Genomic DNA, 15,901 nt, shown 5'->3' on the forward strand with positions numbered 1-15,901 from the left:
GACCTACGTGAGGTAGCGATAAGCCGGCGTGTCCGGCTCCAGCCGCTCCACGTCGAGCCGCGACCGGGCCATCCGATCCTGAAGACCCTCCAGGCCCTGCCGGTCGCCGAGTTCCACGCCGACCAGCGCGGCTCCGGTCTCCCTGTTGTTGCGCTTGACGTACTCGAACAGCGTGATGTCGTCGTCCGGACCGAGGACTTCGTCGAGGAAACGACGCAGTGCTCCGGGTTCCTGCGGAAAGTTCACCAGGAAGTAGTGCTTGAGGCCGCGGTGGACCAGCGACCGCTCGACGATCTCGCCGTAGCGCGAGACGTCGTTGTTGCCGCCCGACACCAAGACCACCACGTTCGCACCCGCAGGCAGCCGAAGTTCCTGTGCGGCGGCGACAGCGAGCGCGCCGGCGGGCTCGGCGATGATGCCCTCGTTCTGATAGAGCTCGAGCATGGTCGAGCAGATGGCGCCCTCGCTGACGTTGGTGATCGTGACGCTGCCGGGCTCGAAATCGATCTCCGACGACGCGATCACCGGAACGGCGGGAGTCTCGGCGATCGAATCGAGCACCGGGTGCGCCACCACACGCGCTCCGGCGGCCGACATCACGCCGCATCCGAGGCCGCCGACCCGCTTGACGGCGGCGCCGTCGACGAAGGAGTCGACGGTCGGCAGGGTGTACGGCTCGCCGTGCACCAGGGCCGCGGCCAGCGACACCGCACCGCGCGGCTCCACACCGACGATCGCCACGTCGGGGCAGACCTCACGCAGGTAGGTGACGATGCCCGCCATGCAGCCCGCGCCACCGACCGGCAGGATCACCACGTCGGGATCCGTACCGAGCTGCTCGACGATCTCCTTGCCGATGGTCCCCTGCCCCGCCGCCGTGCGAGGGTCGTCGAAGGCGTGGATCCATGTCGCCCCGGTCCGCATCACGTCGCTCTGCGCCGCGGACGCGGCGGCATCGTAGGTGTCGCCGACGGCGATCAGCTCGACGAACCCCTTGCCGTGCCACAGGATGCGATCGCGCTTCTGCTTGGGCGTGGTGGTCGGGACGTAGATGCGCCCGTTGACGCGCATCGTCGCGCAGGCGTAGGCGACGCCCTGGGCATGGTTTCCGGCACTGGCGGCCACGACGCCCGCCGCAAGCTCCTGCTCGGTCAGCTGCGCCATGATGTTGTAAGCGCCGCGAATCTTGTACGACCGCACCGTCTGCAGGTCTTCGCGCTTGAGGCGAATGGTCGCGCCGGTCTGCTCGCTCAGTCGAGGACAGTCCTCGAGCGGGGTACGGCGCACGATGCCGTCGAGGCGACGCGCCGCATCCTCAATACTCGCCCGGGTGAGGGTGAGGTCAGAGTCGGTCACGGTTTTCGGCTGAGGAGTCACGCTCTCCATGGTCCCACCGCTCACGGAAGACTCGGTAGCCGACCCACCAGACGGTGAGGAGCACGCCTGCGCTGGCCCACATCGCCGTCGCGCCCGACTCGGTGAAGGTGTAGGTCAGCGCCGCGACGAGCACCGCGGCTACGACGGCGACGACCTTGTAGACCGGCCACGGGACCCCGAAAACCGAGACATGGAGCACGTCGCTCGTCTTTTCGGCTGCGGGGGCAGTAGTGATCAGCGCGGTCATAACACAGAGTATAGCGCAATCCCGACCGAAGTTTCGGGGACCCGAATTCTGCTGTCGTCCGCGTCCGAACTACAGCAAGCAGCCGGGCCCGAGCAACGCCTTCAGATCGCCCATCAGCGCCGACGTGGGTGCCACGCGGAGCGCTTCGGTCAGTCGCAGTTGGGTCTGCTTGTTGCGCTCGCTCACCAGAGTGACGTGCACGTCCGACGTACCGGGGTGCCGCACCAGGATCTGCTTCAGGGCACTGACGCGGTCGGGCGTGCAGATGCGCGCCGAGAGCGTCAGGTTGAGCGGCTTCGTGGTGCCCACCGCAGAGAGGTCCGGGACCGCGAGGTCGTTGGCGCTGATCATCGTGGAATCGTCGCGCTTGTTGACCCGCGCACGGACCAGCACGATGTTGTCGGGCACCAGATCCATGCCGTACGCGGTGTAGGCGCGCGGGAAGAAGTACACCTCGACGCCACCGACGAGATCCTCGATGGTGACTGCGGCCCAGGGCTCGCCCTTCTTGTTGACCCGCCGGGTGACCGACGAGATGATGCCGCCGATCGTGATCTGCGCGCCGTCCGCCACCCCGCCTTCGAGCAGCGAGCTGATGGCGGTGTCGGTCTGTGCCGCGATCGCGTGCTCCAGACCTGCGAGCGGGTGGCCGGAGACGTACAGGCCGAGCATGTCGCGCTCCAGGGCGAGCTTGTGCTTGGTCTCCCACTCGTCCTCCGGGACGCGAACGGCGAACACGTCGGTCCCGACGTCTTCGCCCCCGGCGCCACCGAACAGATCGAACTGACCGATCGCCTCGGCCTTCTTGGTCGACAGCACCGCGTCGATGGCGTCGGCGTGGACCAGGAACAACCCCTTGCGGTCGTGACCGAGCGAGTCGAACCCGCCGGCCTTCACCAACGACTCGGTGACCTTCTTGTTGCAGGCGGTGATGTCGATCTTGCCCAGGTAGTCGGAGAAGTTGGTGAACGCCCCCTTCTCCTCGCGGGCGGCGATGATCGACGCCACGACACCGGTGCCGACGTTGCGGATCGCGGCCAGGCCGAAGCGGATGTCCTCGCCGACGGCGGCGAAGTCGGCGCGGGAGGCGTTGACGTCGGGCGGCAGAACGGTGATGCCCATCTTGCGGCAGTCCGCCAGATAGATGGCGGCCTTGTCCTTGTCGTCACCGACCGAGGTCAGCAGTCCTGCCATGTACTCGGCCGGGTAGTTGGCCTTGAGGTACGCGGTCCAGAAGGAGACCAGTCCATAGCCCGCGGCGTGCGACTTGTTGAACGCGTAGCCGGCGAACGGAAGGACGGTGTCCCAGAGCGCGGTGATCGCGGCCTGGGAGAACCCGTTGCTCTTCATGCCCTCGGCGAAGCCGTCGTAGGCCTCGTCCAGGATCTCCTTCTTCTTCTTACCCATGGCGCGACGGAGCAGGTCGGCCTGCCCGAGAGAGTAGCCCGCCACCTTCTGAGCGATCTGCATGATCTGCTCCTGATAGACGATCAGACCGAAGGTCTCGGCCAGGATCTCCTTCAGCGGTTCTTCGAGCTCCGGGTGAATCGGCTTGACGTCCTGCAGGCCGTTCTTGCGCTTGGCGTAGTCGGTGTGCGCGTTCACACCCATCGGACCGGGTCGATACAGGGCCAGCACGGCGACGATGTCCTCGAACCCGGTGGGCTGCATCATCTTCAGGAGCTCACGCATCGCAGCACCGTCGAGCTGGAACACGCCGAGCGTGTCGCCGCGAGCCAGCAGCTCATAGGTCTTCTCGTCCTCGAGCGGCAGCTTGTCGAGGTTGATGTCGACGCCGCGGTTGGTCTTGATGTTCTCGATCGCGTCACCGATGACGGTGAGGTTGCGCAGGCCCAGGAAGTCCATCTTCAGCAGGCCGATGGCCTCGCACGACGGATAGTCCCAGCCGGTGATGATGGCGCCGTCCTGCGCCCGCTTCCACACCGGAATCGCATCGGTCAGCGGTTCCGACGACATGATCACCGCGCAGGCGTGCACGCCTGCGTTGCGGACCAGGCCCTCCAGGCCGAGCGCGGTGTCGTAGATGCGCTTGACGTCGGGATCCGTCTCGATCAGCGTGCGGACCTCGGTCGCCTCCGAGTACCGCTCGTGCTCCGGGTCGGTGATGCCCCAGACCGGGATGTCCTTGGCCATGATGGGCGGCGGCAGCGCCTTGGTGATGCGGTCGGCGATCGCGAACCCGGGCTGGCCGAACTGGACGCGCGCGGAGTCCTTGATCGCTGCCTTGGTCTTAATGGTGCCGAAGGTGATGACCTGCGCCACCTTGTCGTGGCCCCACTTGTTCGATGCGTAGGTGATCATCTCGCCGCGACGACGGTCGTCGAAGTCGATGTCGATATCCGGCATCGACACGCGCTCGGGATTCAAGAACCGCTCGAACAGCAGGCCGTGCGGAATCGGGTCGATGTTCGTGATGCCGAGCGCCCAGGCGACCAGCGATCCCGCTGCGCTGCCTCGGCCGGGTCCGACGCGGATGCCGACCTCGAGGGCGTGCGCGATCAGGTCGCCGACCACCAGGAAGTAGGCGGGGAAGCCCATCTGATTGATGACGCGCAACTCGTACTCGGCGCGCGTGACGTAGTCGGCGGGCGGCTGCTTGCCTTCGAACCGACGATCCAGGCCCGCCATCACCTCCCGCTCCAGCCACGTCTCCTGCGTGTACCCCTCGGGCACCGGGAAGATCGGCATCCGGTCGTGGTGGGCGAAGACCTCGCCGTACGACTCGACGCGCTCCCCGATCTCCAGCGTCGCATCGCACGCGCCCGGGACCACGTCGTCCCACAGCTCGCGCATCTCCTGCGCCGACTTCAGGTAGTAGCCGTCGCCATCGAACTTGAAGCGCGTCGGGTCGGACAGGGTCTTGCCGGTCTGCAGACACAGCAGGGCCTCGTGGGCCTCGGCGTGCCCGCGGGTGACGTAGTGGCAGTCGTTGGTCACCAGCGGCGTGATGCCCAGCTTGCGTCCGACGTCGAGCAGCCCCGACCGCACGCGCTGCTCGATCTCGAGGCCGTGCTCCATCAGCTCCAGGTAGAAGTTCTCCTTGCCGAAGATCTCCTGCCACTTGCCCGCGGCCTCGAGGGCCTCGGCGTCGTGTCCCAGGCGCAGTCGGGTCTGCACCTCACCGGACGGGCACCCGGTGGTCGCGATGATGCCCTCGGCGTGCTCGGCGATGATCTCCGCATCCATGCGCGACCACTTGCCCAGCTGTCCTTCGATCGATGCCAACGACGACAGCTTGAACAGGTTCCGCAGACCGGTCGCGTTCTGCGCGACCATCGTCATGTGCGTGTAGGCGCCCGAACCCGAGACGTCGTCGCCCTTCTGGTCGCGGGTACCCCACAGCACGCGCTTGGTGTTGAACCGCGACTCCGGAGCGATGTACGCCTCGATGCCGATGATCGGCTTGATGTCGTGCTTGCGCGCGGTGTTGTAGAATTCGCTCGCACCGAACATGTTCCCGTGGTCGGTCATCCCGATCGCGTTCATGCCCAGGCGCTCGGCCTCGGCGAACAATGGCGACATCTTCGCAGCACCGTCGAGCATCGAGAACTCGGTGTGGTTATGCAGATGAACGAACGACCCGGACACTCGGCGGCTCCCTTGACGACGATCGAACTGGCTTGAGACCTCTCCACTGTAGAGAAAACCTCGGACACAGCGAGCCCGGCACGCTGGCCTGTGACGGGAGTGGCAGGCGTTCCTCCGCGTGTCCTACTGCGGCAGCACGGCGTGTCGCGTCACGGCTCCCGCAGGATGTCGATCGCGTGCTGCAGATCGGCCGGATAATCGGCGGTGAACTCCACCCGCCGCCCGTCGGCCGGGTGCGCGAACGCGAGCGACCGCGCGTGCAGCCACTGGCGGTCGAGTCCCAGCTTGGCGGCGAGCTTCGGGTCGGCGCCGTAGGTCGGATCGCCGCAGCACGGGTGATGCATCGCCGAGAAGTGCACGCGGATCTGGTGGGTGCGGCCGGTCTCGAGCTGGACGTCGAGCAGCGATGCCGCGGCGAACATCTCGAGCGTGTCGTAGTGCGTCACCGACTCGCGCCCGTTGGCGCGCACGGCGAACCGCCAGTCGCCGCCCGGGTGTCGGCCGATGGGCGCGTCGATGGTGCCCGACGGCGGATCCAGGTGCCCCTGAACCAGTGCGTGGTACTGCTTCTCCACGGTCCGCTGCTTGAACGCGCGCTTCATCAGCGTGTAGGCGTGCTCCGACGCCGCGACCGCCATCACCCCCGACGTTCCGGCGTCCAGGCGGTGCACGATCCCCTGGCGCTCCGGCGCGCCCGATGTGGAGATGCGGAAACCCGCGGCGGCCAGCGCGCCGACGACCGTGGGGCCCGACCACCCGAGGGACGGATGGGCAGCCACTCCCGCGGGCTTGTCGACGACGATGATGTCCGAGTCGTGGTACAGCACCTCGAGGTTCTCCACCGGTGTCGGTTCGACGGCCAGCGGACGCTCGGGCTCGGGCAGGGTCACGTCCAGCCAGCTGCCCGCCACCAGCTTGTGCGACTTGCCGACGGCCACGCCGTCGACCGTGATGTCGCCCGCATCGGCCAGCGTCGCCGCCACCGTTCGCGACAGCCCGAGCACGCGGGCCACCCCGGCGTCGATCCGCATGCCGTGCAGTCCGTCCGGCACCGGCATCGCTCGTGATTCACGCATCGTTGTTCTCCGGATCGGTAGCAGCGGCAGTGTCGGCGGACTGTGTGTCGGCAGATTCGTGGCGGGCCGCCCAGCCAGTGCGCGTGCCGTCGTAGTCGTAGCCGAGCAGCGTGAGGACCACCAGGAGGATCGCACCGCACACGACGGCCGAGTCGGCCAGGTTGAAGGTGGGCCACCAGCTGCCGACCTGGATGAAGTCGACCACGTGACCGCGCAGGGGGCCCGGCGAGCGGAACATCCGGTCGGTCAGGTTGCCCAGCGCCCCGCCGAGAACCAGCCCGAGGCCGATCACCCAGCCGAGCGAACCGAGCCGCTTGGCGTAGATGATGATGCCGACGACCACCGACAGCGCGACGATGCTCAGCACCCACGTGTAGCCGGTGGCCATCGAGAACGCCGCACCGCTGTTCCGAGCCAGCCGGAAGGTCAGGAAGTCGCCGATCACCGAGATCCGTTCGCCCGGCTCCATCTTCGCGACGACGAGGACCTTGCTCAGCACATCGGCGAGGTAGGCCCCCACCGCGACCGCCGCCAGAATCGGGATCAGCGCGAGCCCACGCCGGCCCGACGATCGTTCGGCGTTCTGCGCCGCAGGTTGGTTCATGCCGTCAATTGTCCACACCTGCGCAGCAGACATCACACCCCGCCTCCGTCGGGCGTTCCGGAGACCGCACTACGCTGGCGAGTGTGACTGTCACGCCGCTGCCCTCGAACCGTCCCGGAATGCGCCGTCGCGCAACGTACGCGGCGACCGCCGCCGTCGTCCTCGCAGCCGGTCTCACCGCGTGCTCATCGGACGAACCGGTCGACGACGCCCCCTGCGCAGCCACCGCGACCAGCAGAGACGACGGGTCCCGGTCGATCAACATTCCCACCGCGGAGGTCACCGTGCTGTCGCCGGGCGAAGGCGTCGCCCAACCGCTGACCGTGAAGCCGGACACCGCATCACCGCAAGAGGTGACGCTCGAGACGTCGTCGATCGAGGCGAGCATCGCTCCGACCTCGGCCAACGACGGCACCAACGAGGTGCAGAAGACCGAACAGCAGTTGGCGACCCCCATCACTGCTCGATCGGTGTGCGACGACCCGACCGACCTCGAGTTCCGCATCGGCACACCCACCAGCAAAGACACCAACCTGAGCAGTCTGCTGGGAGCACTCGACGGTTCGACCGGCGGATTGTCGTTCGCTGCGGGCATGACCCCGACGCGACTGCGACTGAAGCCGACCGACGCCTCGGAGTCGCCCGCCCGCAGCGCGCTGGAGCAGTCGCTGATCGGCAGCCTCGACTACGCGGTGCCGCTGCCGACCTCCCCGGTCGCGCCGGGCGCCACCTGGCGATCGGTCCGAACGGTCTCCGCGGCCGCGACCGTCACCCAGACCATGAACGTCACCCTCGCCGCGCGCGACGGCGACCTCCTCACGCTCGACGTCACCGTCGACGAGGAACCGGTGAACTCGGTCTTCGCGATCCCCGGCTCGGAGGCCAAGCTCCACATCAATCGCTACTCGATGACAGGCAAGGGCTCCATCACTGTCGATCTGCGACGCCTGCTGCCGACCGCGGGCCGGATGTCGATGAAGGGCGGACGCGAACTGGTCGGCGACGATCCCAACCGACCGATCCTGCAGCAGAACGAATTCACCCTCGTCTGGCGGAAGTCTCAGTGACTCCCACCCGACGAGGGTGAGGAACGAAAGCCGGTCGGGCTAGTCGGCGACCTTCTTGCTGGTGCTCGGCTTCTTGGCCTTGCTGCTCGACGAGTCGGCGCACAGCGGCGACTCGACCTCGGCCTGGGCCAGCAGCGGGCAGACGGTCTGCTTCGAGAGCTTCCAACGACCGTCGTCGAACACGATGGAGGCGTCGATCTTGGTCGGCGGGTTGTCCGGCAGCTTCACCTCGACCTTGACCTTGGCGCGCTTCGGTCCGTCCTTCAGGATCGGGCGCTTGATCTCGTAGGTGACGTCCGGGTTGTCCTTCTTGGCCTTCACCAGTTCCTTGAACAGGTCCGGGTCCACCTCGGAGCCCTCGACCAGCTGGACCTTGTCAGCAGGCTTGACCTTCGGATCGAGCGCCGACTGGAGCATGTCGTTCAGCGCGGAGACGCTGGGAACCTTGTTCGGGTTCGTCATCTCCGAATCAGCGCCGGTGGCGGTCCCGGTGGTCTCCGCGGTCGCGCTGGTCGCTGCGGCGGTCGGCACCGGAGGCACGTTGCTCTCGTCGCCACCGCAGGCTGCGGTGGCTGCGAGCGCTGCGGCGACCACGGCGCCGGTCACGAATTTACGAATGTTCACCGAAGTCGTCCTTACGTTTGTCGGTTGATCACAGGCCCTTCCCGGGCCCGAACTCACACCACTATGCCAAAGAGCGGACCGCGAGCGAAGTCGCACATCGTCTGCACGCTGTTCTCTCAGCAACGTCTCATCTGTCTCGTCAGCACCAGCCGACCTGCGCACATTATTGGGCTCGGGATGGAACAATCGTCGCCATGAGCACTCGTCGGGTCGTGATGATCACCACTGGCGGCACCGCCGCATCGCGCAGCACCGAGGACGGGACCGTTCCCGTTCTCCACGCCGCAGACCTCGTTCCGCAGACCGCTGCCGACATCGCGGTGACGCCGGTCGAACTGATGGCCAAGGACTCGTCGGCGCTGACCGTTCGGGACCAGTTCGCGATCGTCGCGGCGATCGCCGAGGCCTTCGCCGACTCGACGGTCGTCGGCGTCGTCGTCACCCACGGCACCGACACCCTCGAAGAGACCGCCTTCTTGGCCGATGTGTTCGCTGCCGACCCGCGGCCGGTCGTGTTCACCGGCGCCCAGTACGCAGCCGACCACGCGCTGTCGGACGGCCCCGCGAACATCGGCGCCGCCGTGGCACTCGCCGCCGACCCGGATTCGCGCGGACGCGGTGTGCTGGTGGCCTTGGGCGGCCGGGTGCTCGGTGCGCGTGGCGCGTTCAAGATCTCCACGACCGACGTCGTGGCCTTCGACACCGTCCACGCCGACATGCCGCGACCGCTGGTGGCCCGATCGCTGCCTGCCGGCCATCCCGCCCGGGTGGATCTGCTCGCGCTTTACCCCGGTGTGTCGCCGGGAACCATCGCCTCCGGCGTGGCTCAGCGCGCGGCCGGGATCGTCCTCTCCGCCACCGGGTCGGGCAACACCCACCCGGACATCACCGCCGAGGTCCATCAGGCGGTCCAGAAGAACGTCGCGGTGGTCGTATCGACTCGTGTTCCGTTCGGCGAGGTGGAACCCACGTACGGCGGCGGTGGCGGCGGCGTGGATCTGGTCCGCGCGGGAGCGATCTTCTCACCGTGGTTGCGTGCGCCTCAGGCTCGGATGGCCCTGATCGCACTGCTGTCGACCGGGGCCGACGCCACGACCGTCGCCGAGTTCTTCAGAGCGTCATCGCCTGCATCGTGACGTCGCCGTCGACGGCCTCCGTGAGTTCCCACGCGAGGCTGTCGAGCGGGTCCGCTCGCTGCAGGGTCGGGTCCGGAAGGCGGAACGTCTGGGCCCGGCCGGGTCCGGTCGCCCGCGTCTCGAAGCGAATCGTCACGAAACCGTGGCCGCCGCCCTGCACCCACCCGTGCCCGTGCTCGGCGTGGAAGACGTCCGCGCCGGTCGGCCATGCTGCCGACGTCGTCGGCTCCTCAGTCGACACGGCAGCGCTCACCGATGCAGCCGAGTCGTCTTCCGCCGCAACGGCCTCTGCTTCGTCGAGGAACTCGCCCAGTCCCGGGAACAGGGTCTCCTGCCGAGTCTCCGACAGCCCGGAGTAGCCCACGCCGACGAGTCGGATGGGACCGACCTCCAACGGGTCCAGCATCACCCGGTGCGCCGCTGCGGTGAGTCCGTCGAGGTCGGTGGTCGCGGCGGGGAGCGTGATGGATCTGGTCAGGATCGACATGTCCGACCGCCGCAGCTTCACCACCACCGTCCGCGCCCCGCGCCCATCGGCGAGCAGACGTCGATGGGCATGAGCAGCAGCGTCCGACACCGCCGCCCGCAGTCGAGCCGCATCGACGATGTCGACGGCGAAGGTCGATTCCGCGCTGATCTGTTTGGCCTCGGCGCGCTCGGCCACGGGTCGGGTGTCGATGCCCTGCGCCAGTCGGTGCAGTGAGGGCCCCACCGTCGCGCCGAGCACCGAGACCACTTCGGGCTCCGACAACGCGGCGAGATGCCCGATGGTCTCGACACCGAGCCGCGCGAGCCGATCTCCGGTGACCGGCCCGACGCCCCAGAGCTTCCGCACCGGCAGCGACTGCAGAAAGTCCAGTTCCCGCGACGGCGGGATCACCGCGATGCCGTCCGGTTTGGCCTCACCCGATGCGATCTTCGCGATCTGTTTGCCCGAGCCGAAACCGACCGATGCCGGGAGCCCGACCTGGTCGCGGATCGCCGTGCGGAGCGCCTCGGCGAAGGCGGCCGCTTCGTCCACGGTGGCCCCGATGAGTTCGCTCGGCTCACCGAACGCTTCGTCGAAGGAGAGGGTCTCGATCACCGGCACGAAGGTCCGCATGATCGCGAAGACGCGTTCGCTCACCACCCGGTACACGGAACCGCGCGGCGGCACCACGACCGCCGTACCGCCGACCAGTCGACGTGCCTGATGCATCGGCATCGCCGAATGGGCCCCGAAGGCTCGCGACTCGTAACTGGCGCCCGCGACGACGCCACGGCCGCCGAGGCCGCCGACCAGCACCGGCCGACCGGCGAGGGTGGGACGAGTCAGTTGTTCCACGGACGCGAAGAAAGCATCCATGTCGATGTGCAGGACCCACCGGGCACTACGTTCGGAATTCGACTCAGCCACGTCGCTCTCGGCACCGCGCCAACACACGAGGATCGGTGGTCGTGAATCGGTCGACCTCCTCACCTCCGTCGCAGCGAAGCAGAGCGATGGTGGCGGCCGTGGTCCTCAGCGAGACCACGCCCCAGTCGGCGCCGTTATCCTCCCAGCGCTGGAGTCTCTCGAGATCAGCACTTTTCATGGACACATGATACCCCCGAAATACCCCCTGACCTAGCATTAAGGGTCCCGGAGTAGTCTCGATCGGATGTCATATCTCCGCTACGCAGCGCTGGGCGATTCCTTCACCGAAGGGGTCGGTGATCCGGCGTCCGATGTACCCAACGGGGTCCGCGGGTGGGCCGACCGGGTCGCCGCCGAACTCGCCCGAATCAACCCCGACGCCGAGTACGCGAACCTCGCAATCCGGGGCCGGAAGCTAGGCCCGATTCTCGCCGAACAGGTCGATTCCGCGCTGGCGATGAGTCCGGATCTCATCACGATCTACGCCGGCGCCAACGACATTCTGCGACCGCGAGTCGACCTCGACGACATCCTCACCGCCTACGACCGGGGCATCGCCCGCCTCGCGGCCTCGAGCGCACGGATCGTCATGTTCACGGCCCACGACCCCGGCGGGTGGCCGCTGTTCCGCAGCCTGCGCGGTCGATTCGCCATCTACACCGAGGGCGTCCGCGAGATCGCCGATCGCCGCGGCGCGACGATCGTCGACTTCTGGCGCGTCGCGGAGTACCGAGACAGCCGCCTGTGGGACTTCGATCGCCTGCACATGTCATCCGCCGGACACCAGCGAATGGCGATCGAAGTCCTCAACACCCTGGCGGTGGAGCACGAGCTGACGCCCCTGGCGTCAGAGCCCCTCCCCGACCTCACGGCGGCTCAGCGGCGCGCAGCGAACCGGCGCTGGGCGACCGAGTTCGCGGCGCCCTGGATCGGGCGCCGCCTCCGGGGAACCTCGAGCGGCGACGGTCTGTCGCCGAAGTATCCGGAGATGACTCGGTTGCCCAGCTGAGCGGTCAGGCCTTCGCGAGGTCGACGCTGACGCCGCTGCTGAGTTCGATCGCGGCCGGCTCGCCGGTGGCGACGACGAACGACGTCGCCAGGACCTCGCCGGAGATCAGGTCAGCGTGCTTCTCGGCGACGCCGACGCAGTCCTCGGGGACCACCATGCGCACCGAGATCCGATCGGAGATGTCGAGCCCGAAGTTGCGTCGCGCGTCCTGCAGTTCGCGGACGCGGTCCTTGGCCCAGCCCTCCGCTTCGAGCTCGGGGGTCACGGTCGTGTCGAGGACGACCAGTCCCGCGCCGTTCGGCATCTCCGCGGTCGACTCCGGCGCCACGGCGACGAGCTTGCGGGTGAACTCCTCACCCTTCAACTCGATGCCGTCGGCGATGACGGTCTGCTCGCCGGTCTCGGCGTCGGTCCCGAACTCCCAGGCTCCGGACTTCACGGCCTTGATCGCGCGCTGGACGTCCTTGCCGATGCGCGGTCCCGCGGCACGGGCGTTGACCGCCACCTCGACCCGACCGACGGAGTCGACGTCGCCGGAGAGCACCACGCTCTTGACGTTCATCTCGTCGGCGATCAGATCGGTGTAGGGCGCGAGTCGCTCGGCGTTCGGCGACGCCAGCGTCAACGCGGGCAACGGCAACCGCACGCGCAGCTTGTTGGCCTTGCGAACGCTGGACGCCACCGAGCAGACCGACTGGACCAGGTCCATCGCGTCGACGAGTTCGGGGTCCGAGTGCAGCTCGTCGGCGGTCGGCCAGTCGGTCAGGTGGACCGAACGACCACCGGTGAGACCGCGCCACATCGCCTCGGTCGCGAGCGGCAGCAGCGGCGCGGCCAGCCGGCCGGCCACCTCGAGCACCGTGTAGAGGGTGTCGAAGGCGTCCGCGCCGACGTCCTGGCCGGCCCAGAAGCGCGAGCGCGAGCGCCGCACGTACCAGTTGGTCAGCGACTCGCAGAACTCGCGGAAGCTCTCGCAGGCCCCGGCGATGTCGTAGACGTCGAGCGCCTCGGTCATCTCGTCACGGGTCACCGACAGCTTCGCCAGGATGTAGCGATCGAGGGTGTTCTGCGAATCGGTCCGCCAGGTGGCCGGACGGTCAGCGTAGAGCTGCAGGAAGCTGTAGGCGTTCCACATCGGCAGCAGCGCCTGCCGGACCCCCTCGCGGATGCCGCGTTCGGTGACGACGAGGTTGCCGCCGCGGAGGATCGGGCTGGCCATGAGGAACCAGCGCATCGCGTCGGAGCCGTCGCGGTCGAAGACCTCGTTGACGTCCGGGTAGTTGCGCTTGGACTTGCTCATCTTCTGGCCGTCGTCGCCCAGCACGATGCCGTGCGCGGCGACGGTCCGGAACGCCGGACGATCGAACAACGCGGTGGCCAGCACGTGCAGGTTGTAGAACCAGCCGCGGGTCTGCCCGTTGTACTCGACGATGAAGTCGCCCGGGTTGTGGGTCTCGAACCACTCCTTGTTCTCGAAGGGGTAGTGGACCTGCGCGAACGGCATGGAGCCGGACTCGAACCAGCAGTCGAGGACCTCCGGCACGCGCCGCATGGTCGACTTCCCCGTCGGGTCGTCCGGGTTGGGACGGACGAGGTCGTCGATGTGCGGACGGTGCAGATTATCGGGGCGCACCCCGAAGTCCGCCTCGAGCTGGTCGAGGCTGCCGTAGACGTCGACGCGCGGGTACGCGGGGTCGTCGGAGATCCACACCGGGATCGGTGCGCCCCAGTAGCGATTGCGGCTGATGTTCCAGTCGCGCGCGCCCTCGAGCCACTTGCCGAACTGCCCGTCCCGGATGTGCGACGGCGACCAGGTGATCTCCTGGTTCAGCTCCAGCATGCGGTCCTTGATCTTGGTGACGTCGACGAACCACGACGGCACGGCCATGTAGATCAGCGGCTGGCCCGACCGCCAGGAGTGCGGGTACGAGTGCTCGATGGTCTCGTGCCGCAGGATGCGACCGGCGGCCTTGAGGTCCTTGATGATGTTCGGGTTGGCGTCGAAGACCATCTGGCCCTCGTACGGCGGCACCATCTCGGTGAAGCGGCCGCCCGGATCGAGCGGCTGGACCACCTCGATGCCCGCGGCGGTCGCGACATCCATGTCCTCTTCACCGAACGCCGGCGCCAAGTGCACGACACCGGTGCCGCTCTCGGTGGTCACGTAGTCGGCCAACAGGACGCGGTGCGCGTTCGGGTGGCCGACGAAGAAGTCGAACGGCGGCCGGTAGTTCAGGTCGGCGAGGTCCGCGCCCACGTACTGAGCGACGGTCTCCGCCTCGCCGAGTTCCTTGGCGTAGGCGCCGACCAGCGCGGTCGCCATCAGATAGTCGACGCCTGCCTCGGAGCGGACGTGCGAGTACTCGGTGGTCGGATGCACGGCGATCGCCAGGTTCGACGGCAGCGTCCACGGCGTGGTGGTCCAGATCAGGGCGTTGACCCCGTTCAGCGCGGCCAGCGGCGAATCCTCCGAGACCACCAGCGGCATGGTGACGGTCACGGCGGGGTCCTGCCGCATGCGGTAGGCGTCGTCGAGCTTGGACTCCTGGTTGCTCAGCGGGGTCTGCTCGTACCAGGAGTACGGCAGCACGCGGTAACCCTGGTAGACCAGGCCCTTGTCGTGCAGCCGCTTGAACGCCCACATCACCGACTCCATGAAGTCCAGATCAAGGGTCTTGTAGTCGTTGTCGAAGTCCACCCAGCGCGCCTGGCGGGTCACGTAGTCCCGCCACTCGCCGGTGTATCGGAGCACCGAGTCGCGGCAGTACTCGTTGAACTTGTCGACGCCCATCTTCTCGATCTCCGACTTGTCGGTGATCCCGAGTTGGCGTTCGGCCTCGAGTTCGGCGGGCAGACCGTGCGTGTCCCAGCCGAACCGGCGGTCGACCTTCTTGCCCCGCATGGTCTGATAGCGCGGTACCACGTCCTTGACGTAGCCGGTCAGCAGGTGTCCGTAGTGCGGCAGCCCGTTGGCGAAGGGCGGGCCGTCGTAGAAGACGAATTCCGGGGCGTCGTCGCGGTTGGCGATGGACGCCTTGAAGGTGTCGTCGGCCTCCCAGTACGCCAGGACCGCTTCCTCGACACTGGGGAACGACGGCGCGCCGGGGCCGGTCCCGTCCGTGAGGTCGACGATGGGATACACGCGAGAGTGGTTGGTGCCGGCCTCGTCGGGCCTGCCGGAATCGGTTGTCTGATCGCTCACGCGTTGCTCCTCGTGCCTGGTGCTCGCCGACCTCGGGTCGGCCGTCTACGGCACGGGGACGCGGATTCGTCGGCCATTCGGGCCTTCGACGTGCGCGCGGTACCACCCCGCTTGCGCACCCGTTGCGGGTGCGCCACTCATCGGTGCGGCTGTGTCGGGCCGCGCCCGCCCGGTTCTACTGAGACCCGCAGGTCCGTTCTTCCGAGAGCTCACCGGTGATTGCCGGATCATCGCTGCAGATTACGAGTCTACTTCACGCCGGCGGGCTAGTCGCCCTTCGGCTTCTCGTCCGGGTCCTCCCACACGAACTGCATGGCCGGAAGGTCGGAATCCGCCGACCGAACGACGATATCGTCCCCCAGCCGACGACGACCGATGTACGAATCGGGCACCGGCGTCTGTTCCGGCTCTGGGGCCGGTGTCGCCGCGGCGGGCGGGATCGGCGCAGCCTGCGCCGGGAACGAACCGGTCGCTCGCAGGTAGTCGTTGACATCACCGCCGGCCGACTCCGCCGGAGCAGGCGCGGGATCGGGCAGCGCAGAATCGGGCAGCGC

12 protein-coding genes and 1 pseudogene are annotated in these 15,901 nt (G+C 67.8%); 3 read left to right on the top strand and 10 right to left on the bottom strand.

The genetic code is table 11. The features are described from left to right. Positions 1-3: 3 nt before the first annotated feature. The 5 genes from ilvA to lspA all read right to left on the bottom strand — a co-directional run bounded on the left by ilvA (position 4) and on the right by lspA (position 6,913). The gene (gene ilvA, locus GX543_RS09075; protein ID WP_290851436.1) at positions 4-1,386 is read right to left on the bottom strand and encodes a threonine ammonia-lyase IlvA; all 1,383 of its coding nucleotides are present in this window, start codon (positions 1,384-1,386) and stop codon (positions 4-6) included. After that, positions 1,343-1,624, bottom strand: a complete 282-nt coding sequence (locus tag GX543_RS09080; RefSeq protein WP_290851437.1) for a hypothetical protein — start codon at positions 1,622-1,624, stop codon at positions 1,343-1,345. The genes ilvA and GX543_RS09080 overlap by 44 nt, the downstream gene beginning before the upstream one ends. 69 nt (positions 1,625-1,693) lie before the next feature. Next, positions 1,694-5,233, bottom strand: coding sequence for a DNA polymerase III subunit alpha (dnaE, locus tag GX543_RS09085; RefSeq protein WP_290851438.1), 3,540 nt, complete (start codon positions 5,231-5,233; stop codon positions 1,694-1,696). Between the two features lie 149 nt (positions 5,234-5,382). Further along, positions 5,383-6,309: an RluA family pseudouridine synthase gene (locus tag GX543_RS09090; protein WP_290851440.1), complete on the bottom strand. Its 927-nt coding sequence runs from the start codon at positions 6,307-6,309 to the stop codon at positions 5,383-5,385. Continuing rightward, a complete protein-coding gene (gene lspA / locus GX543_RS09095; RefSeq protein WP_290851441.1) occupies positions 6,302-6,913 on the bottom strand; it encodes a signal peptidase II in 612 nt (203 codons plus the stop codon). Before lspA ends, GX543_RS09090 begins: the two co-directional genes overlap by 8 nt. 83 nt (positions 6,914-6,996) lie before the next feature. Here lspA and GX543_RS09100 point away from each other — a divergent pair, with 83 nt between their 5' ends. After that, a complete protein-coding gene (locus GX543_RS09100) occupies positions 6,997-7,980 on the top strand; it encodes a hypothetical protein (protein WP_290851443.1) in 984 nt (327 codons plus the stop codon). Between the two features lie 39 nt (positions 7,981-8,019). On the opposite strand, the gene GX543_RS09105 is transcribed toward GX543_RS09100, so the two are convergent. Next, positions 8,020-8,604 carry a hypothetical protein gene (locus GX543_RS09105; RefSeq protein ID WP_290851444.1) on the bottom strand — a complete coding sequence of 195 codons (585 nt, stop codon included), beginning with the start codon at positions 8,602-8,604 and terminating at the stop codon, positions 8,020-8,022. 194 nt (positions 8,605-8,798) lie between these two features. On the opposite strand from GX543_RS09105, the gene GX543_RS09110 reads away from it, so the two are divergent. Next, the gene (locus tag GX543_RS09110) at positions 8,799-9,740 is read left to right on the top strand and encodes an asparaginase domain-containing protein (RefSeq protein ID WP_290851445.1); all 942 of its coding nucleotides are present in this window, start codon (positions 8,799-8,801) and stop codon (positions 9,738-9,740) included. Here the strand turns inward: GX543_RS09110 and GX543_RS09115 are convergent. After that, positions 9,715-11,136, bottom strand: coding sequence for a DNA polymerase IV (locus GX543_RS09115; RefSeq protein ID WP_290851446.1), 1,422 nt, complete (start codon positions 11,134-11,136; stop codon positions 9,715-9,717). The genes GX543_RS09110 and GX543_RS09115 overlap by 26 nt on opposite strands. Further along, positions 11,129-11,314: a hypothetical protein gene (locus GX543_RS09120; protein WP_290851448.1), complete on the bottom strand. Its 186-nt coding sequence runs from the start codon at positions 11,312-11,314 to the stop codon at positions 11,129-11,131. The genes GX543_RS09115 and GX543_RS09120 overlap by 8 nt, the downstream gene beginning before the upstream one ends. A 66-nt stretch (positions 11,315-11,380) precedes the next feature. Here GX543_RS09120 and GX543_RS09125 point away from each other — a divergent pair, with 66 nt between their 5' ends. Next, positions 11,381-12,145 (top strand): SGNH/GDSL hydrolase family protein, encoded by a 765-nt coding sequence (locus GX543_RS09125; RefSeq protein ID WP_290851449.1) that lies wholly within the window; start codon positions 11,381-11,383, stop codon positions 12,143-12,145. A gap of 4 nt (positions 12,146-12,149) precedes the next feature. On the opposite strand, the gene ileS is transcribed toward GX543_RS09125, so the two are convergent. Together ileS and GX543_RS09135 are read right to left on the bottom strand one after the other, a co-directional pair. Continuing rightward, positions 12,150-15,347, bottom strand: coding sequence for an isoleucine--tRNA ligase (gene ileS, locus GX543_RS09130; RefSeq protein ID WP_290851451.1), 3,198 nt, complete (start codon positions 15,345-15,347; stop codon positions 12,150-12,152). A 266-nt stretch (positions 15,348-15,613) separates the two neighbouring features. Further along, a pseudogene (locus tag GX543_RS09135) lies at positions 15,614-15,901 on the bottom strand (hypothetical protein); the annotation flags it as partial.

It is taken from the genome of Gordonia sp. (in: high G+C Gram-positive bacteria), from assembly GCF_012515855.1.
In the GTDB taxonomy this organism is placed as follows: domain Bacteria; phylum Actinomycetota; class Actinomycetes; order Mycobacteriales; family Mycobacteriaceae; genus Gordonia.